Genomic DNA, 20,130 nt, shown 5'->3' on the forward strand with positions numbered 1-20,130 from the left:
AAAAGAAAATAACTAGAAATTGAAAATTGGGGTTGGGTGATAATCAACCGTTCTTTTTCGAAAAATGAAATCAAATATTTTAGAGATGAAAGAAACTAAAGTTATCGAACTGGAAGAAGTTGCCATTAGGTTTTCTGGCGATTCCGGCGATGGAATGCAGCTTACCGGAACCTTGTTTTCCGACACTACTGCGCTTCTTGGAAATGATATTTCTACCTTTCCGGATTATCCGTCCGAAATTCGTGCACCACAGGGAACAGTAGGGGGTGTATCGGGTTTTCAGGTACAATTTGGGCAAAAACAAGTAAATACCCCGGGAGATAATGCCAACGTGTTGGTTGCCATGAATCCGGCAGCTATTAAAGCGAACGCACGCTTTTTAGAGCCCGGTGGTACTATTATATACGATTCAGATTCGTTTACTGAAAAAAACCTGAAGAAGGCAAACTTTGCAACTGACGATCCTTTTGCAGAATGTAACCTTGAGGATTATTTCAAAATTCCGGTACCAATTTCGAGCCTTACACAAGAAGGCCTGAAGGATTTTGGTTTGGATAACAAAAGTGTGCTTCGAAGCAAAAACATGTTTGCTTTGGGTTTGGTATGCTGGATGTTTAACCGTCCGCTGGATTACGTTGAAGAATTTATAAAAAATAAGTTCAAGAAAAAGCCGGTTGTTGTTGATTCGAACATTAAAGTGTTGCACGATGGTTATAACTATGGTTTAACCATGCAGCACATGACACCAAGTTATTTGGTGAACCCGGCAGAAATTGAAAACGGAACTTACCGCAATATAAATGGTAACCATGCTACGGCCTGGGGACTTTTGGCAGCTGCTGAAAAATCGGGATTGGAATTGTTTTTGGGATCGTACCCAATTACTCCTGCAACCGATATTTTAACTGCATTATCACAACGAAAAGACCTTGGAGTGAAAACATTTCAGGCTGAAGATGAGATTGCAGGTATCTGTTCAGCTATCGGTGCTTCGTTTGCCGGCGACCTTGCTGTAACAACCACTTCCGGTCCGGGATTGGCATTGAAAGGCGAGGCAATTGGTTTGGCTGTTATGGCCGAATTGCCGCTGGTAATTGTAAACGTGCAGCGTGGTGGCCCGTCAACAGGTTTGCCAACAAAAACCGAGCAGTCGGATTTAATGCAGGCGCTATATGGAAGAAACGGTGAAAGTCCGGTTGTTGTTTTGGCAGCCAGCACACCGTCTGATTGTTTCCATTACGCTTATATGTCGGCAAAAATTGCTTTGGAAAGAATGGTTCCGGTTATTTTGCTTACCGACGGTTTCTTAGGAAACGGTAGCGAGCCCTGGAAAATTCCTTCAATGGCCGACATGCCGTCGATTACTCCGCGAGTTGCAAAAGACAGCGAAGAATTCCAGGCTTATAAACGTGATGCTGCAACATTGGCACGCGAATGGGCAATTCCGGGAATGGCCGGTTTTGAGCACCGTATCGGAGGTCTTGAAAAGAATATCACCGGAACAGTGAGTCACGATCCTGAAAATCACCAGGTAAACAGCGAGATCAGGGAAGAAAAAGTTCAACGCGTTGTTGACTTGGTTCCTGAACTGGAGATTTGCGGAGATGAAGATGGAGGTGATGTTCTTGTTGTTAGCTGGGGAGGTACTTTCGGGCACACTGCAAGCACCGTTCGCGAAATGCGTATGGCTGGTAAAAATGTTAGTTTGGCTCATTTCAACTACATTAAGCCACTTCCAAAAAATACAAAAGAGGTATTTAGCAAATTCAAAAAAATTATTGTTTGCGAGCTGAACCTTGGACAGTTCGTGGCCTATTTGCGTAACGAGTTGCCTGAGTTCAACTATTACCAGGCCAACAAGGTAAAAGGTTTGCCATTTACCGTTAGCGAATTAAAAGAAAGTATTACTAAACTTTTGGAGGACTAAGCAATGACTGATGTAAAATATACTATAAAAGATTTTAAAAGCGAGAACGAAGTACGTTGGTGTGCGGGCTGTGGCGACTTTGCCATTATTAATGCCATACAGCGTACCATGGCCGGAATGGGAATTCCGAAAGAGAAATTTGCCGTAATTTCAGGTATTGGTTGTTCATCGCGTTTCCCATATTACATGAATACATTTGGTTTTCATACCATTCACGGTCGTGCTGCGGCAATCGCCTCGGGTGTGAAAGCTGCCAACCCTGATTTGAGCGTTTGGGTTATGAGTGGCGACGGTGACTCTATGGCCATTGGTGGTAACCACTTTATTCACTTGATCAGAAGAAATATTGATGTAAATATGGTGGTGTTCAATAACCGTATTTATGGTTTGACTAAAGGACAGTATTCACCAACTTCCGACCGTGGTTTTGTGAGTAAAACATCGCCATTCGGAACTGTTGAAGATCCTTTTGTACCGGGGCAACTTGTTCTTGGAGCACGTGGTTCGTTCTACGCCCGTTCAATCGACGGCAACCTGAAACTGAGCCAGTCGGTATTTGAAAAAGCAGCAGAGCATAAAGGAACATCGGTGGTTGAAGTACTTCAAAACTGTGTGATTTTTAACAACGGAATTCACACTGCTATTACCGATCCTAATCACCGTGCCGACCGTCAGCTAATGCTGGAGCACGGAAAGCCAATGATCTTTGGCGCTGAAAACGAAAAAGGTTTGGTATTCGACAATGGCAAACTAAAAGTTGTTAAGATTGGCGAAAACGGAGTAACCGAAGCTGATATCCTTGTTCATGATGCAACTGAGGTAGATCCTACCTTGCATTTGGCATTGATCAATATGGCTTTGCCTGATTTCCCTGTTGCATTTGGTGTAATTCGTGCAGTTCCTGCTCCGGTTTACGATACTGAGATGGAAGCACAAATTAAGGAAGTACAGCAAACGCGTAAAGTAACTTGCGTTGATGAGTTATTAAACTCGGGAAATACCTGGGAAGTAACCGGAAATCCAAACGGTTCAAGTAAAAAATGTATCTAATAATTAGACAAGAATAGTTGAAGGCTCTGCAATTTTGCAGGGCCTTTTTTGTTTTAAAAAACTTACAATGTTGATTTTAAGTGTCATATAAATTTCTTTTATTTGTGCCCACTAACTAGCTAACTAAAATCGATGTTCGACATTCAAACTAACTATAACCTAAAAAAAGGAGACCCGTCCGCTTTTAAAGACGTGTTCAAACTTCTTTACCCTCGCCTAAAAGGATATTGCAAATTATTTATTTCCGACGATAATAAAGTTGAAGACCTTATTCAGGAGACCTTTATTACCCTTTGGGAAAAACGCAATTCTATAAAAACTGACCGTTCAATAGAAAGTTATCTTTTTGTAATTCTACGCAATAACTGTCTGAATTTTTTACGCAATGAAAAGCTGGAAAAGACCACTTTCTCCATCGATGTGGAAGAGGTGAGTGAACTTCAGTATTTGTACCAGATCGATCTTTTGGGTAAAGAAGAAAAAAGTCTGGAGGAGCAACTTGTTACATCATTTCAGGAAGCGGTTGATGAATTGCCGGATAAAATGAAACAGGTTTTTAAGCGCTGTAAAATTGAAGGCCGAAAACAAAAAGAAGTAGCCGACGAAATGGGAATTAGCATAAAGATGGTTGAAAAACACATTGCTAAAGCCAAAGAACAGATCAGGAAAAAATTGGTAGACCAATACCCGGTGCTCATCATTCTTATAACCTTGCTGCTTGAAAAATAGTTAGGCGGCGATTGTGGTAGCTTGTTGAAAATCAGCAGTTCTGTTGGTTTGTATAATTCGTTAAAAATAAATTTTGAAAAAAAACAGGTAGGGTTTTTTTACTTTTTGTGTACTCCTATCAGAATACAACATGAAAGAGATAATAGAGAAATATTTAGAAGGGAGAGCATCGGCGAGCGAGCAGATGCAATTATTGAAGTGGGTACGAAAAAAGGAGAATCGCATAGTTTTTAATAGTTCTAGGTTAGGTTGGAATAAAAGTCAGCGAAATAAGCCGCTTCCTGAAGGAAGTGAAAAAAGCTGGCTGAATATTCAAGATCAAATGTTGCAAAAAAGTTTCAAAAGATGGCAGTATTCTGATAAGATAAACCTGTTGGTTCGGATTGCCGCCATCTTCTTTTTTGTGCTGAGTTTGGGTGGAGGAGCTTACATTGTTTCATCAACTAAAGAAAAGGACATTTGGTACTCGGAAATTGAAGCCGAAAATGGTCAGATTTCAAAAGTGAAACTGCCCGATGGTTCGATGGTTTGGCTAAACTCCGGATCGAAAATTAGCTACAATAACCTGTTTGCCGAGAATAACCGCGATGTGAAATTGGAAGGTGAAGCTTATTTTGAGGTTCAAACAAACGAGGATCTGTCGTTTGTGGTAAACAGCGGCGAGATTCAGGTTAAAGTACACGGAACCAAATTTAATGTGGAGGCTTATCCCGGATCGGAAAATATCGACGTTGTTTTGGAGTCGGGTAAAGTGCAGCTGTTAAGTCCCGAGGTGGCTTCGTTCCAATATTTTCTAAGCCCAGGAGAAAGAGCATCGTTTGTAAAATCAAACAATCAACTAAATATAAGCGAGGTTAATACCATGAAATATACCTCGTGGAAAGATGGTATTTTGAATATTTACAACCAGCCACTGGTAGAGGTTGTAAAACGACTGGAGAAAAGATATAATCAGGAATTTGAGTTTGCTGAAGAGTTAAAAGATTACCACTTCACATTCACCATTAAAAGCGAACCGCTTGACGAGATTATCCAGATTATGGAAAAGATAGCACCAATTAAAACTAAACAAGAAAAAAATGTAATTGTATTTGAACTAGACGAAGAAAAAGTAAGAGAATTGTCGAGATAAAAAAACCGAAAGTGCGGCAACACTTCCGGTCCTCATTTACCATCGGCAAACGGTAAATTAAGTTATAATTTAAATCAATGTAAAACTATGAAAAAAATCCTAATCCAAGGAAGAGGTATGCCTTCCTTTTGGAGTAAAAGCTTAAAGCTTATGAAACTAACATTTTTGTTTTTACTGGTTGGACTAATGCAAGTTTCTGCAAGTGTATATAGTCAATCAACCAAACTAACACTAGCTATGCACAACAAAAAGGTTGTGGAAGTGCTTGACGAGATTGAAAAACAATCGGAATTTCATTTTGCCTATAGTTCTGAACTGATCGATATGAACCGAAAAGTATCGGTTGATTTAAACGATCAACAAATTGATGAGATTCTGAATGTAGTATTTAACGGAACTGATGTTAACTACGTAACGTACGATAGGCACATTATGCTTTTCCCCGCCGAACTGGATAGCGAAAGCGCCGGAAACATTAACGTACGAAGCGAGCAACAAAGTATTTCAGGTATTGTATCCGATGCTGGAGGTCAGCCTTTACCGGGAGTAACTGTAATTGTTAAAGGAACATCGAATGGTACAGTGACCAATAATAACGGTGAGTACTCGATAAGCGGTGTTTCTGATAGCGATGTATTACAGTTTTCTTTTGTGGGTATGAAATCGCAGGAAATTGACATTGCCGGAAAAGCCGTAATCAATATTACAATGGAAGAAGAAACCATTGGTATTGAAGAGGTTGTTGCCATTGGTTACGGTACTTTGCGTAAGCAGGATGTAACCGGTTCTATTTCGAAAACCGACGGTGAGGAGCTGATTAAAGCACAGAGTTTTAGTCCACTTGATAACTTAAGAGGTAAAGCTTCGGGTGTAAATATTTATTCCAATTCATCGCAGCCGGGTGCTTATCAAAGCCGTGTTGTAATCCGTGGTATGTCTACTATCAACTCTTCAACCGACCCATTGTATGTGGTTGACGGTGTTGTAATGGAGAATTTTGGATTAATGAACCCGAACGACATTGAAAGTATTGAAGTTTTAAAAGATGCTTCGGCGACTGCTATTTATGGTGCACGCGGTGCAAACGGTGTTATTTTGGTAACTACCAAACGCGGAAAAACCGGTGGCGAAGGTACAGTAGTAAGTTACCAGGGATCGGTTGGGGTTAGCACTGTTGCTCGTTTTATGGATGTTCTGAATGCCCAGGAATGGACTGATGCTTTTATGATCGGTCTTGAAAATGAGAATAACTACATGGGTTATGACTGGTCGCTAGATCGTACCGATTGGTTTACCGATAGAAACTATTTCGATGCACAGGGTAATCCGTTATACGATACCAATTGGCAGGAAGAAGCTACAAGAACAGCTATCTCTCACAATCATCAGTTAAATATTCAGCAGGCCGGTAAAAACTCATCAACAGGTGCATTCCTGAACTATACAGATCAGCAGGGAGTAGTGAATAACACGTACAGCAAAAGGGTAAACGCAAAACTTACTTACGATGGCGAACCAACAAAATGGTTATCTACCGGAGTAAACTTAATGGTTAATCACTCGTGGGGTCGTTACACTCCTGAAACCGGTGGTGGACAGGATGCCCGACGCACAATGATCGAGATGTTGCCTTGGTTGCCAGTTAGAGATGCGGATGGTAATTACACTACATCGTCGACATCATCGTTATCTGATACATTCGGATTCGAAGGTATGTCAAATCCGGCTATGATTTTGGATCTGCAGAAACGGATGAGGTACAATACTCAAATCTTTGGTAATGCAGCATTGACCTTCCATTTAATGGACGGATTGGATTTGAAAACTCAGTTTGGTATCGACAATCATAACCGCACTTACAAAGGTTATTCATCTATTTTGTTGAACAACATTTCAATGCCAAACGGATGGGCCGAAATTCAACACACCAATACGTTCTACTGGCAGGAAGAAACTTACCTGACTTATAAAAAGGTAGTTGGCGATCACCGTTTGAATGCGATGGCAGGTCTTTCGTGGCAAAAACGTACTTATAATTTCGATGGCTCACGTACTGAAGGATTCAGCGATGATTTCTACGAATGGTACAACATGGGAGCAGGAACAAATCCTTCGTCTCCATCATCAAGCTACAACGATTGGGCGATGAACTCTTACTTTTTGAGAGTTGCTTACACGCTGAAAGATAAATACTCGGCAACTGTTACCGGTCGTTACGATGGTTCGTCTAAATTCGGTGACAACAATAAATATGCGTTTTTCCCATCAGCAGGTTTGGCCTGGAACATGTCGCAGGAAGACTTCCTGAAAGACAGTGGTCTGATCGATATGCTTAAATTGCACACCAGCTATGGTATAACCGGTAACTCTGAAATTGGCCCGTACAATTCGTTGGCATCTGTTAGTTCAGGAACATTGTTGATGAATGGTTCACGTTCGCCTTACTCCTACATTAACTCTTTTGCGAACCCTGATTTGAAATGGGAAAAAACAGCACAATGGGACTTTGGTGTAAACTTGGGCGTATTTGATAATCAGCTTACATTTGATGTTTCATACTACTACAAGAAAACAACTGATTTATTGCTGAATACACCACTTCCAACATCTTCAGGTTTTAGCTCGATCTTCAAAAATATTGGATCTGTTAAAAACCAGGGATTGGATATAATGGTTAATGCTACACCAGTTAGAACAGCCGATTTTACTTGGAATTCTACATTAAATCTGAACTACAACAAAAACGAAATTCTTAGTCTTGGCGACAACGACGAAGATATTGAGATGAATTACTGGGTTGGTGGTTCTGAAAGTATTTTGCGTGTAGGCGAGAACCTGAGTAGTTTCTTTGGTTACAAACGACTTGGAGTTTATACTGAAGAAGACTTTGAAGCCGGCTTGATTGAAAGAGATCAGATTGGCCGTGCAAAACGTACCAACGAAAAAGAAATTATTGGAAAAGGTATGCCGGATTGGACTGGTAGTTTTGTCAATACTTTCTCGTACAAAAACTTCGATCTTACAGTTGATTTACAATTTGTATGGGGTGTTGAAACCATGCAACAGTTTTACCACTCAACTTACGACCGTTTTGGTATCACCAATGGTTTATCAAATATTCTGTACGATGCTTACGATGGTACCAATCCAAATACCATGCAACAAGCCATCTATTTGACAAACTCTGGCCACGCCGGACAAAATACAACGGTTGATTCGGGATGGATTGCCGATGGTTCTTACCTAAGAGCTAACCTTATTCAATTTGGTTACACTGTTCCTACAAACTATTGCGAGTCGCTGGGTATTGCTGCCGTAAGAGTTTATGCGAATGTGAACAATGCATTCTTGTTATGTTCTGACGATTTTAACGGTTACGATCCTGAATCTACATCGCAGGGAAGCAACCAGTTTGGACAAAACATGACATTCTTCTCGTATCCAAGAGCCAGAACATGGACGTTTGGTGTAAACGTAACTTTTTAATGAATTAAATTAGAACGATCATGAAAAAGATAATATTATTCTTATTAGTAGGGGTCTTTGCGTTGACCTCATGCGACGAGTTTCTGGAAGAAAGTCCAAAATCATCATTAACCGATGTGGATTATTACAAAACCGAATCTCAGGCAACCGAGAACGTAAACTATTTGTATCGCAACGGAGCAACAATCCGAATTGCACATGCATCAAGTGCCTACATTGGCTCTAAATCTTCAATACTTGGAATGCTTACAGGTTATTTCAGCAACAGTTACGAAGGTCAGGAAGTGGTTTGTAGATACTCACGTTTGCTTACCCGTCAGGGGCATACAAACGAAATTTCAGGAACTTCAGATGATATTTGGGATAACAGTTACCGCACCATTAATGTGGCTAACAATGCAATTGCCAGCATTCCTGGAATTGAAATGAGCGCAAGCTCGGCCAGCATTTTAATTGCAGAAGCTAAATTCTTCAGAGCTTTCAACTATTTCTATTTGGTGAAAACATTTGGCGACGTTCCTTTATTACTTGAACCTGCCACTTTAGAGAATTTGTATCCTGAAAGAACGGCTGCCTCGGCGGTTTATGAGCAGATTGAAAAAGATTTGATCGACGCTGTTGAGGATTTACCTGCAGCAACATTTGCTTCAAACGGACATCGTATTTCGAAATACGTGGCTGCCATGGCTTTAGCCGATGTATATTTCTACCAGGGAGATTATGCCAATGCAAAAACATATGCAAAAATGGTTATCGATTCTCCTCATTCGCTAACTGATAATAGCGACTTGGCAGAAAACAGTGCTTTCAATAAATTACGTACAACCGATGATCTGGGTGAAGTAATTTACAGTTTGGAATACGATGCAAGTATTGCCAGCAGTTCGTGGAGACCAACTTATGCCTTCACATCATCGGCAACAGCTGTATTCGGTACTTACTCAATCTTTGAAAGAACTTATGGTCCAATCGACCGTTTCCTGAATGTTTACGACGAAAATGACCTTCGTATTCAGCCTAACCAGTTCTTCCACTGGGAATATACCAATCCAACAAACGATAAAACATGGACTGCTCCTGAAGGACAAGCCGGGTGCTGGTATTATTTCGACGAAGATGCGCTGTTAAATACAGGTATCGGAACAAAAGACTGGAACTTCTATCGTTTAGCTGAGGCATATTTGGATTACGCCGAATCGATTGCACAAACTGAAGGTGTAACTGACGAAGCTGCTACCTACCTGGCAAAAATTCAGGCGCGTGCCAACACCGAAGGGAAAACAGAAGCTGAATTAAAAGCTGAATTGCTAAGTCTTTCGAACCAAGAGTTTATTGAAGCTTGTTGGACGGAAAGATTGCGTGAATTCGCTTTGGAATTCAAAATCTGGGACGACTGTGTACGTACAATGAAATTTCCTGTTATTTCAGAAACAGAAAAGGGAAGTGTTACCTATGTTGACTTGATTGGTGCTCAAAATGCTGCAGGTGCTACATTCAAAGAAACTGATTTGGTATTCCCGATTTCGTTAAGCGAATTGCAACGTAACCCGAACCTGACACAAAACGCAGGTTATTAATTGTGATTGGAATAGTATAGTACAACATCGGCAATTATGTGTTATAATTCTAAAAAGTGCTTGTAAATAAGTAACTTGGTTGTTATAACACGTTTGCTGAAGAAAAGAATTAGAATTGGTTTGAAAAATAGAGAGGCTGCTATTTTTTGGCAGCCTCTCTTTCAACCAATACATTTTTAATAAGGCGATACAAGCATTCAAATTATTGAGAAAAATGAAAAATCTGATACTACTTTTAGTACTGGCGATCTGTTTTTCCTGTGTTCAAAAAGAACAGGAATTACCGGCTACGGATTTTACCCAATATGTTGATCCGACAATCGGAAACGTTGGTCATATATTGCAACCAACACGGCCAACGGTACAGTTGCCTAACCAAATGACGCGTATGACACCTGACCGCGCTGATTATCTGGATGATCAGATTTCATCTTTTCCGCTGAATGTTATTTCGCACCGCGTGGCACAGGCATTTTTTATCAAGCCAATTGTTGGATCGGTTTCAGCAGAAAGCTGGGAAAAAGGATTGACCTGGGATTACGATTTGGAAATAAACCGACCATGGTATTACAAAACAGAGTTGATTGAAGACGAAGTAGCAGTTGAATACACAGTTGGTAAAAAGACCGGCATTTTCCGATTTAAATTTCCTGCCGATCAAGAGGCGAATATATTGCTTGGGCATTATTATAATAATGGAGAATACTCGATTGCAGAAGATAATTCGATCTTCGGAGTTGAATATTTTCGAAATGTAAAGATTTACGTTTATGGAGAATTGTCAGGCTCGAGTGATATAAAAAATGATGGTGCTGATAAGCTTGTTCTTACAGCAAAAGAAAGCGCAGCACCTATTGAATTCAAATACGCTACTTCTTTTATAAGTAAAGAACAGGCTCAGAAAAATTTTCAGGAAGATCTGCAGGGAACTACTTTCGATGAATTGAAAAACCATGGGAAATTAGCCTGGGACAAGGTGATCAACCAGATTGAAGTTAAAGGTGGCACTGAGGCGCACAAAAGAAGTTTTTATACAGCGCTTTATCGTTGCTACGAACGAATGGTCAACATTTCAGAAGATGGTCAGTATTTTAGTGGATTTGACAACCAAATCCACCAAAGTACCCGCCCGTTTTATGTTGACGATTGGGTGTGGGATACCTATCTGGCACATCATCCGCTTCGTGCTATTCTTCAGCCCGATGTGGAGGCTGACATGTTGCAGTCGTACGTAAATATGTACGAGCAAAGTGGCTGGATGCCAACATTTCCGGTTATTTATGGCGATCACTCTTGTATGAATGGTTTTCATTCAACCATTTCATTTCTCGATGCTTATCGAAAAGGAATCCGCAGTTTTGATGTACAATCTGCTTTTGAAGGAATGCTAAAGAATGCAGAAGAAGCAACTATGTTACCCTGGCGAAATGGCGAAAAATGTGAGTTGGATGATTTCTATCACGAGAAAGGATTTTACCCAGCTTTGCGTCCCGGAGAAAAAGAAACTGTGGCATTGGTTCATCCATTCGAAAATCGTCAGGCAGTTGCATTGACATTAGGCCACAGCTACGATGATTGGGCGCTTTCGCAAATGGCTGAAGAATTAGGAAAGACAAAAGAGCAGGAGATCTTTGCTGAGCGAGCTTCGAATTATAAAAATTTGTGGCACCCGGAACAAAAAATGTTTCTGCCAAAAGATGAGAATGGGAAATGGATCGACATAGATCCTAAATTTGACGGAGGAATGGGAGCGCGTGCCTACTACGATGAAAACAACGGTTGGACTTACCGATGGCAAACACAACACGATGTAAACGGATTGATCGATTTGTTTGGTGGGGTTGAACAATTTGAAGACGGACTTGACCAACTTTTCCGAGAAAGTTTAGGCAGAAGTAAATACGAGTTCTGGGCAAAACTTCCAGATGCAACAGGTTTAGTCGGGCAGTTTTCGATGGGTAACGAACCCAGTTTTCACATTCCGTATTTGTTCAACTACACCAATTCGCCATGGAAAACTCAAAAGTGGACACGCTTTTTAATCGATACCTGGTTTAAAGACAATGTATTTGGAATTCCGGGAGACGAAGATGGGGGAGGAATGTCGGCGTTTGTGGTTTTCTCGTCAATGGGATTTTATCCTATAACTCCGGGAATCCCTGAATATACAATAACAAGTCCTTTGTTCGAAGAAATTACAATCAACCTGGAGAATGGCAATAAATTTTTAGTTAGAGCGCCCGGATTATCTGCAGAGAAGAAATACATACAAAGTGCCAAATTAAATGGTAAGACCCTAGATAAACCTTGGTTTAGTCATGAGGATTTAATGAGTGGCGGTGTGCTTGAACTTGAAATGGGGCGCCTACCAAATAAAAAGTTGTGGAATTAAAATATAAAATAATGTTGTCCCTGCTCAAAGGGAACACCCATACCAATTAATACCTAATACCACTTGGGAGTCTGATCTAACCAGTCGGCTCCCTTTTTTTCCGATTTCAATTTTTCATAAACAAGGATAGGTTAATGGGCTCTGCAGTTTTGCAGGGCCTTTTTTTATTATTTTAGCAGCTGCAATTATTTAGTATCTTGCATCTAATTGTGAAAAATACATTAACTATTCTGAAAGTAACAAACCTATGAATCGACTCAACCATCTTTTAAATTCAATCCTAATTAGTTTGCTGGTTTTTAGCCAGTCGTGCTGTACCGAACCTGCCGTCGAAAAAGCGACTTCAACGCACGTGCTGTGGTATGATAAACCTGCTACTTATTTTGAAGAAAGCCTTGTGCTTGGAAACGGCAAAATGGGGGCTTCCGTTTTTGGCGGAGTGGAATCGGATAAAATATACCTGAACGATATAACACTTTGGTCGGGCGAGCCGGTTGATCCGTACATGAATCCGGAGGCCTACAAATTTATACCGGAAATACGTGAAGCTTTGGCAAACGAAGACTACGAGTTGGCGGATAAATTGAATCATAACTTGATGGGGAAATATTCACAGTCGTATGCGCCGCTGGGTACTTTGTTTTTGGATTTTCAGCACGAAGGAGATGTGGAAAATTATCATCGAGAGCTGGATATCGATAAGGCGGTTTCAACTACATCGTATGTGGTGGACGGCGTTAATTATAAACGCGAATATTTTGTATCGTACCCCGACCAAATTATGGTCGTGAAACTAAGTGCCGATAAAGAAGATGCGCTGAACTTTGCCGTTAAATTCGACAGCCAGTTGCGATTCATTACGTCCGCTGACGATAATGTTTTAAAGGTGGAAGGATACGCTCCGTATCAGGCGTTGCCCAATTACCACGCAGGAGACGAGGATCCGATTCAATTTGATGAAAACCGTGGAACACATTTTTCCACTTATATGAAAGTGCAGAGCGACGGTGGAAACACCGTGTATACGGATAGTGTATTAACTGTTTCAGGAGCAAGTGAGGCCGTACTTTATGTATCGATAGCTACCAGCTTCAACGGCTTTGATAAAGACCCGACAAAAGAAGGTTTGGACAATAAAACCATTGCGCAAACACAGTTGAACGAGGCAGATAACAAAGGTGTTGAAGAAATTGAAAAAGCGCATATTGCAGATTATAATTCCTTAATGAGTCGTGTTCAGCTCGATTTGGGAGAAACAACAGCGCCGGAATTACCGACCGACGATCGTTTGAAAAGATATTTTAGTGGCGCCGAAGATAAAAATCTGGAAGTGTTGTATTTCCAGTACGGTAGATATTTGCTGATTGCCAGCTCGCGAACAGAAGGTGTTCCCGCCAACTTGCAGGGACTTTGGAATCCGCACCTACAACCGCCATGGAGCAGTAACTACACAATGAATATAAACGTGGAAGAAAATTACTGGATGGCAGAAACCGGTAACCTGAGCGAAATGCACCGTCCGCTGTTGTCGTTTATTGGCAACGTGGCGAAAACGGGAGCCGTAACGGCCAAAACATTTTATGGTGTTGATAAGGGATGGGCATCCTGTCATAATTCCGATATCTGGGCCATGAGCAATCCTGTTGGAGGTTTTGGCGAGGGTGATCCGGTTTGGGCTTGTTGGAATATGAGTGGTCCGTGGCTTTCAACACATTTGTGGGAACATTACCAGTTTACACAGGATATCGACTTCCTGAAAAACGACGGTTATCCGCTTATGAAAGGTGCTGCTGAATTTTGTTTAAACTGGATGGTGGAAGATAAAAATGGCAATTTGATCACTTCGCCATCTACCTCTCCCGAGAACAATTACATCACCGATAAAGGCTATCGCGGTGCTACACTTTATGGTGGAACTGCTGATTTAGCAATGATTCGAGAGAGTTTCCTTCAAACAATTCAGGCTGCCAAAGTTCTTGAAGTGGATGCTGAATTCAGTGCAGAACTGGAGCAGGCTTTGGCAAAAATGTATCCGTACCAGATTGGTAAAAAAGGCAACTTGCAGGAGTGGTATTACGATTGGGAAGATTCAGATCCGAAACATCGTCATCAGTCGCATTTGTTTGGTTTGCACCCGGGAAATCACATTACTCCTGATGAAACGCCGGAGTTGGCAGAAGCCTGCAAAACAACGCTTGAAATTAAAGGCGATGAAACAACGGGGTGGTCGAAAGGCTGGCGAATAAACCTGTGGGCGCGTTTGCTCGATGGTAACCATGCCTATAAAATGTATCGCGAACTGCTGAGTTATGTCGATCCGTCGGGTACTGAAACACAATACAGTCAGGGTGGGGGAACTTACCCGAACTTGTTCGATGCACATCCACCATTTCAAATAGATGGGAACTTTGGTGGATCGGCAGGTGTCATTGAAATGTTGATGCAATCGCACCAAAATCGTATCGATTTGTTACCCGCTTTGCCTGATGCATGGCCCGAAGGTTCAGTAAGCGGTATATGTGCTCGCGGAGGTTACGAAATATCGATGGACTGGAGCGAAGGAAAACTAAACAGCGTAACTGTTTTGGCAAAAGCCGGTGGAAGCACAAAGGTGGTTTGCCAGGGAAAAGAAAAGGAACTTATTCTGGATAAAGGTGAATCGCTTACATTTGAATGGTAAATGTTGGGGAATAAAGATTGAAGATGCGTTTGATACTATCTAAAAACCGACGATTAAATAAGGCAGAGCAGGCTTTAAATTCCGGTAGATACCAGGAAGCGTTAGAGCTTGGTCAGGCTTTGGTAAATTCACGAAATAAGGAAATTACTTTCCGGGCGAACCGACTTTGTGGATTAGCACTTTATAAGCGTAAGAAATACCACGAAAGTCTGGAGTATCTGGAAAAGGCTTGCAAGACCGGAAATTACCGGCACGATTGGTACAGTCTGGCAATGGCTTTGGTATTTGCCGGTAAATTGGAAGAGGCTGACGAAGCATTTAAAAACATTTACCGCACCAATGTACAGCCCGGCTACTTGTTTGCGATACCTGTTCCCGGATTACTTTATCAATACATGAAAGCCTTAACGAAAATGCAGTTTGCAGACGCTGCAATAGTTCGGGCAAATGAGTTAAAGCAGATGTTTGTTGGTGTTGGACCGGATGCTACTAAACAAGTGCAGCGAGGTCTACCTGTACTCACTACTTTTCTTGCAGATGTTGAACCCTTGTTTGAGCCGGAGAGGTTTGTTATGTGGAAAAGTGATTTTCGGATGTAGAGTAAAGGATTTAACTTCACAGAGGGGAGGATTTCTATAGAGGTCCTGACTTCTTTTCCAAATTACAATTGATTCGTATGAGCCAGTTTTTTATCGAGTAGTTTTTGTTTCTCCAAATTCCTTTCGTATCCCTTAATTTGTTGATCAAGCAGAACATCGTAGCCTAAAACAATATTTTCAAATTGAGGGTCTTGCGTAAAGTCAGAATTGATTGATGAAAAATCCCTGAATCGAACATTTTCGAAAAAGAACGGCGTTACATATATGTTCACATAATCTGTTATCAAACTTTCAAGTTTTGCCGAGGTTTTATAATCGTTATATGTGCTAATAATATTTTTTCGCAGTTCGATATCCCGAATGAGGTCGAACTCGCCTGATGCCAAAATATTCTCCATGGTTGTAGTTGATGGCGTAAAATCAGCCAACGACATCATGCTGGCAACCAGCGGCTTTATTCTTTCATCAGAATAATTAGCTGATAATAATATCTGTTTGAGCGTGTCGATATCGTTTTTATTCGATTTCAGAAAATCTATAGCTGAAACAAGATTTTCGTAATTGGCTTTATTCTCCTCATAGAAACTCTCGAAATACGCATCAGCTTCTGTTTCTGTCTTAATCGATTCATTCCAGTTGTTTAACTTAAAAGCTATCGTAATGCCAATGATTACGATTAATAAATCAATCAATTTTGATTTCCAGTCAATATTAAAATCGAATTTTAACTTTCTCATCAGGTTCAAATTTAGTTAGCCATCTTCTATTCGATGGATCGTGAATAGTGCTAAAAATAATCAATTTTATTCTATATCAATTTTTAAAAATCGATGGTTGATGTGTTCTGTCGGTTGCAGGCGCGGGGTATCAATATTTACTATTGAATGTCGTTTTTTCTAGTGCGGTTCGCCATTCAAAACTTAAAATTAATCCTTAATCCTTAATCATTTCAACCGGCAACACAGGCATATTATCCATGTCCTGAAGGGCGTTTATCAAACCAATTTTTTGGTAGTTGGGTAGGTCGTTAACGGCAATGCGGCAAACCGAAATTTTGTTTTCGACTATCAATTTCGCACGTTGCGTTCCGGGAAGCAGGGGAGTGTCGGGTGTCCACCATTTATTGCCATCGAAAAATATTGGGTTGGCCGTAAAACTGTCGGTAATACAATTGTTCTGAACGATCAGGATATCGTCGCAATTGCCGCGCTGGTTGTATAAATGCTGCAGTTGTTGGCGGTTCGTGTATTTACTGCTGTATTCAACGCTGTTGTCTTCAATCAGGCGGATGCTGTTAACGGAACGGTATTGGTGAGGCAGAAACTCGATCTTTTCAATCTGTTCTGCATAAACCACCCTGCAACGAAATAATCCTTCAGTACAGGTTTCAGGTATTTCTATCAGGTCCTCCAGCTTGAGCTTTGGTGCATCCGGGAAAAACTTCATCCGCGCCACATCAAACCGTGCCTGGTGATACTCCAGGTTGTAGAGTTGCCCTTCTTTACATTTTATGGTTTCCAGTAGTTGCATAGTTTATTAGCTACGAGCCGCTAGTTACGAGTTGCGAGCAATAGGCAAATGCCAAATAGCAGTAGGCAACTTAATAACCCAACAATTTATCAGTTTCTCAATTTAACAATTTCTCCATTAAAGCTTTTATCTGTCAATCTCAACTCAATCTTTTTTCAATCTGTATCAATCAGGTTTCAATCTCCATCAATCCTTCCTAAAAACCGGAATATAAACTTTCTTCACCAGCTCTTCATACTCACTCTCGGCATTGCTTAAAAAAGTTATACCGCCACCACTTTTGTATACCAGTTGATCACCCTGTTTTTCTATATAGCGAATCAGCACGCAGCTGTCGAGGTTGTGCCCATCGAAATAGCCAAAAATGCCGGTGTAAAAACCTCGGTTGTAGTTTTCGGCAGCTTTAATAATTTCAACGGTTTTCTTTTTTGGTGCACCGCAAATCGATCCGGCAGGCAGCATTTTAAATAGAATGTCGCCAATCCGTTCTGTATAGTTTTGTGGCAGATCGCCGCTAATTTTCGAACTCACCTGCCACAAATCGCGCTGGTTGGTTTTTAGTCGCTCCAGGTACCGGAATTTCTCTACCGTTACATTTTCAGCCACCAAACTCAGGTCGTTTCGTATCAGGTCTACAATGGTATTGTGCTCGGCCAGCTCTTTCGAGTCGTTCAAAATTCGTTCTTTGGCATTTGGTAACGAGGCGTCCATTGTCCCTTTCATAGGGTACGATGAAATTTTTCCGGCATCGATCTGCACAAATCTTTCGGGCGAAAAACATACAAACTCATCTTTCAGCAGCACTTTATAACGCGCCTCGCTATGGTGAAAGATCTCCTCAAGCGAGAGGTTGGTTTTAACCGTTGTTGGTTGCGTGTAATTCAGCAAATAGGTATCGCCGTTGTGAATGTGGTGCTGAACAAGATCATATCCTTTTTTATAATGGCTGAACGAAACGGGTTCTGTTTCCCATTTTATTTCTTTTTCATCACTTGTTGATTGGGCAAAATTCGATCGATCATTTGCCTGCCACCAAATTTTATCCGTTTCGTCGGGCCTGAAGATCTTTGCCTTTGATGTGTCGAAATCGATCACAAAAACAAAAGCCTCGTTCTGGCGGCCCAGTTCATTCATTTCCGATATTATCGTTCTGTTTTCCTTCATCCTGTGCTGCAAAAGTATTAAAATGCCTGATATTTTGCTTCCAACTTTGAACCCCGATCGTTGAAGGGTTTCCAACTTTATTTCTATTTTTACGTCAAATTCGAGCGAGGGATGGATATTGGGAAAAATATAAAAGAAATTACGGAAAGTTTGCCTGAAAATGTAAGACTGGTAGCCGTTTCAAAAACAAAACCCAACGAGGATATTTTGGAAGCCTACAATACCGGTCATCGTATTTTTGGAGAAAATAAAGTACAGGATTTAACCAAAAAATACGAAGAACTGCCCAAAGATATCGAGTGGCATTTTATCGGACATCCGCAAACCAACAAAGTAAAATATATTGCTCCGTTTATCTCGCTTATTCACGGTGTCGATTCCATTAAGCTGTTAAAAACCATCAACAAAGAGGCCATTAAAAACAATCGGGTAATCGATGTATTGCTGCAATTTCACGTTGCCGAAGAACTCACCAAGTTCGGTTTGTCGCCTGATGAGGCAGATGTTTTACTGTCGTCCGATGCATTTAAGCAGCTAACAAAGGTGCGGGTTATCGGCGTAATGGGAATGGCTACTTACACAGATGATAAAGATCAGGTACGGAATGAATTCCGGGTGTTAAAAAGTATTTTTAATTCGCTGAAAAATAAATACTTTTCCGATTCCGAATTTTTTACCGAGATTTCAATGGGCATGTCGGATGATTATCCTTTAGCCATTGAAGAAGGAAGCACGATGATTCGTGTGGGAAGTAAAATCTTCGGAGCACGAAACTATTGAAACAGACAGATTTATTAAAATAAGAACAGCGGGAAAAGGCACGAAATATTTCCGACCTTGTGTGCTGACTGCAAACTATAAACTTTTATTATGGCAAATTTAGAGACTACATACCTCGGGCTAAAACTGAAAAATCCTTTGGTTGCCGCCAGTTCGGGACTGACAAGTTCGGTTGAGAAAATTAAAGAACTTGCCGACGCCGGTATTGGTGCTATCGTGCTGAAATCGATTTTCGAGGAGCAGATAAACAACGAGGTGACCAATATGCTGGCTAAAGATCAGCATAATGTTGGTTATCCGGAGGCTGAAGATTACATAAAAAATTACATGCGCGACAATACGGTTACGAAACATCTTGAGCTGGTAAAACAAGCAAAAGAAGCGGTTGATGTGCCTATTATTGCCAGTGTAAACTGTGTGTCGTCGAAAGAGTGGACCACTTTTGCCAAAGATTTTGAAGAGGCCGGTGCCGATGCCATCGAACTGAATATTTTCTATTTACCAACCGATCGTCATGAAAAGCCGGGAATGATCGAACAGCTTTACCTTGATGTTCTGGAAAAGGTGAAAAGTGAGGTTAATATTCCTGTGTCGGTTAAATTTGGTTTGAACCACAGCAATATTATTGGTATGGCCGACAAGTTAAAAGCCAATGGTGCTGCGGGTGTGGTAATGTTTAACCGTTTCTACGAGCCTGATATTAACCTGGACAAACTGGAGTTGGTAGCATCAGAAGTGTTTAGTACACCATCCGATTTGCGTCGTTCGTTGCGCTGGGTGGGTATTGTTTCTTCGTCAGTTACACATTTGGATATTGCCGCTTCAACCGGAATTCACAATGGCGATGCAGTAATTAAACAATTACTGGCCGGTGCACAGGTAACTCAATTGTGCTCAACCTTGTATGTAAATGGTGCGCAGGTGGTTAATGGCATGTTAGACGACCTTGCCGCATTTATGAAAAAGTGGAACTTTAAAAAGATAGAAGATTTCAGAGGTCGCCTTTCGTATAAAAATATACCCGATCCGATGGTTTACGAGCGCTCTCAATTCATGAAATATTTCTCGAACAGAAAATAATCAC

General features: G+C 41.0%; 14 protein-coding genes. 11 read left to right on the forward strand and 3 right to left on the reverse strand.

Going from position 1 to position 20,130, the window contains the following annotated elements:
• Positions 1 to 85: 85 nt before the first annotated feature.
• From QZ576_RS01115 to QZ576_RS01155, 9 genes are all read left to right on the forward strand, one after another.
• Positions 86 to 1,927, forward strand: a complete 1,842-nt coding sequence (locus tag QZ576_RS01115; protein ID WP_297093535.1) for a 2-oxoacid:acceptor oxidoreductase subunit alpha — start codon at positions 86 to 88, stop codon at positions 1,925 to 1,927.
• Between the two features lie 3 nt (positions 1,928 to 1,930).
• Positions 1,931 to 2,977 carry a 2-oxoacid:ferredoxin oxidoreductase subunit beta gene (locus QZ576_RS01120; protein ID WP_297093537.1) on the forward strand — a complete coding sequence of 349 codons (1,047 nt, stop codon included), beginning with the start codon at positions 1,931 to 1,933 and terminating at the stop codon, positions 2,975 to 2,977.
• 132 nt (positions 2,978 to 3,109) lie between these two features.
• Entirely contained in the window at positions 3,110 to 3,706 is a 597-nt protein-coding gene (locus QZ576_RS01125; protein WP_297093539.1) for an RNA polymerase sigma factor, read from the forward strand.
• A gap of 130 nt (positions 3,707 to 3,836) precedes the next feature.
• On the forward strand, positions 3,837 to 4,838 hold the full coding sequence (locus QZ576_RS01130) for a FecR family protein (protein WP_297093541.1): 1,002 nt from the start codon (positions 3,837 to 3,839) through the stop codon (positions 4,836 to 4,838).
• Positions 4,839 to 4,988: 150 nt separating this feature from the next.
• Positions 4,989 to 8,324, forward strand: coding sequence for a TonB-dependent receptor (locus tag QZ576_RS01135; RefSeq protein ID WP_297093542.1), 3,336 nt, complete (start codon positions 4,989 to 4,991; stop codon positions 8,322 to 8,324).
• Between the two features lie 20 nt (positions 8,325 to 8,344).
• Entirely contained in the window at positions 8,345 to 9,901 is a 1,557-nt protein-coding gene (locus QZ576_RS01140; RefSeq protein WP_297093544.1) for a RagB/SusD family nutrient uptake outer membrane protein, read from the forward strand.
• Positions 9,902 to 10,115: 214 nt separating this feature from the next.
• Positions 10,116 to 12,293, forward strand: a complete 2,178-nt coding sequence (locus QZ576_RS01145; RefSeq protein WP_297093546.1) for a GH92 family glycosyl hydrolase — start codon at positions 10,116 to 10,118, stop codon at positions 12,291 to 12,293.
• A 247-nt stretch (positions 12,294 to 12,540) separates the two neighbouring features.
• A complete protein-coding gene (locus QZ576_RS01150; RefSeq protein WP_297093548.1) occupies positions 12,541 to 14,973 on the forward strand; it encodes a glycoside hydrolase family 95 protein in 2,433 nt (810 codons plus the stop codon).
• Positions 14,974 to 14,996: 23 nt separating this feature from the next.
• Positions 14,997 to 15,572, forward strand: coding sequence for a hypothetical protein (locus QZ576_RS01155; protein WP_297093550.1), 576 nt, complete (start codon positions 14,997 to 14,999; stop codon positions 15,570 to 15,572).
• A gap of 62 nt (positions 15,573 to 15,634) precedes the next feature.
• Here QZ576_RS01155 and QZ576_RS01160 read toward each other — a convergent pair whose 3' ends face one another.
• The 3 genes from QZ576_RS01160 to QZ576_RS01170 form a co-directional block, all read right to left on the reverse strand.
• Positions 15,635 to 16,309 carry a DUF6090 family protein gene (locus QZ576_RS01160; RefSeq protein WP_297093551.1) on the reverse strand — a complete coding sequence of 225 codons (675 nt, stop codon included), beginning with the start codon at positions 16,307 to 16,309 and terminating at the stop codon, positions 15,635 to 15,637.
• Between the two features lie 196 nt (positions 16,310 to 16,505).
• Entirely contained in the window at positions 16,506 to 17,102 is a 597-nt protein-coding gene (locus tag QZ576_RS01165) for an aminotransferase class IV (RefSeq protein ID WP_297093553.1), read from the reverse strand.
• A 186-nt stretch (positions 17,103 to 17,288) separates the two neighbouring features.
• The gene (locus tag QZ576_RS01170) at positions 17,289 to 18,266 is read right to left on the reverse strand and encodes an aminodeoxychorismate synthase component I (RefSeq protein WP_297093555.1); all 978 of its coding nucleotides are present in this window, start codon (positions 18,264 to 18,266) and stop codon (positions 17,289 to 17,291) included.
• Positions 18,267 to 18,377: 111 nt separating this feature from the next.
• Between QZ576_RS01170 and QZ576_RS01175 the strand changes: the two genes are divergently transcribed.
• Complete coding sequence (locus QZ576_RS01175; protein ID WP_297093557.1) at positions 18,378 to 19,046, forward strand: YggS family pyridoxal phosphate-dependent enzyme; 669 nt, start codon at positions 18,378 to 18,380, stop codon at positions 19,044 to 19,046.
• Between the two features lie 90 nt (positions 19,047 to 19,136).
• Entirely contained in the window at positions 19,137 to 20,126 is a 990-nt protein-coding gene (locus QZ576_RS01180) for a dihydroorotate dehydrogenase-like protein (RefSeq protein WP_297093559.1), read from the forward strand.
• Positions 20,127 to 20,130: the final 4 nt, after the last annotated feature.

It is taken from the genome of uncultured Draconibacterium sp. (genome assembly GCF_913060805.1).
Lineage (GTDB): Bacteria > Bacteroidota > Bacteroidia > Bacteroidales > Prolixibacteraceae > Draconibacterium.

Bases quoted from the DNA above. Each gene is read 5' to 3' on its own strand.
- QZ576_RS01145 (WP_297093546.1), top strand. From the start codon at position 10,116: ATGAAAAATCTGATACTACTTTTAGTACTGGCGATCTGTTTTTCCTGT.
- QZ576_RS01115 (WP_297093535.1), top strand. From the start codon at position 86: ATGAAAGAAACTAAAGTTATCGAACTGGAAGAAGTTGCCATTAGGTTT.
- QZ576_RS01160 (WP_297093551.1), bottom strand. From the start codon at position 16,309: ATGAGAAAGTTAAAATTCGATTTTAATATTGACTGGAAATCAAAATTG.
- QZ576_RS01180 (WP_297093559.1), top strand. From the start codon at position 19,137: ATGGCAAATTTAGAGACTACATACCTCGGGCTAAAACTGAAAAATCCT.
- QZ576_RS01140 (WP_297093544.1), top strand. From the start codon at position 8,345: ATGAAAAAGATAATATTATTCTTATTAGTAGGGGTCTTTGCGTTGACC.
- QZ576_RS01135 (WP_297093542.1), top strand. From the start codon at position 4,989: ATGAAACTAACATTTTTGTTTTTACTGGTTGGACTAATGCAAGTTTCT.
- QZ576_RS01165 (WP_297093553.1), bottom strand. From the start codon at position 17,102: ATGCAACTACTGGAAACCATAAAATGTAAAGAAGGGCAACTCTACAAC.
- QZ576_RS01155 (WP_297093550.1), top strand. From the start codon at position 14,997: ATGCGTTTGATACTATCTAAAAACCGACGATTAAATAAGGCAGAGCAG.
- QZ576_RS01175 (WP_297093557.1), top strand. From the start codon at position 18,378: ATGGATATTGGGAAAAATATAAAAGAAATTACGGAAAGTTTGCCTGAA.
- QZ576_RS01130 (WP_297093541.1), top strand. From the start codon at position 3,837: ATGAAAGAGATAATAGAGAAATATTTAGAAGGGAGAGCATCGGCGAGC.
- QZ576_RS01120 (WP_297093537.1), top strand. From the start codon at position 1,931: ATGACTGATGTAAAATATACTATAAAAGATTTTAAAAGCGAGAACGAA.
- QZ576_RS01170 (WP_297093555.1), bottom strand. From the start codon at position 18,266: ATGAAGGAAAACAGAACGATAATATCGGAAATGAATGAACTGGGCCGC.
- QZ576_RS01150 (WP_297093548.1), top strand. From the start codon at position 12,541: ATGAATCGACTCAACCATCTTTTAAATTCAATCCTAATTAGTTTGCTG.
- QZ576_RS01125 (WP_297093539.1), top strand. From the start codon at position 3,110: ATGTTCGACATTCAAACTAACTATAACCTAAAAAAAGGAGACCCGTCC.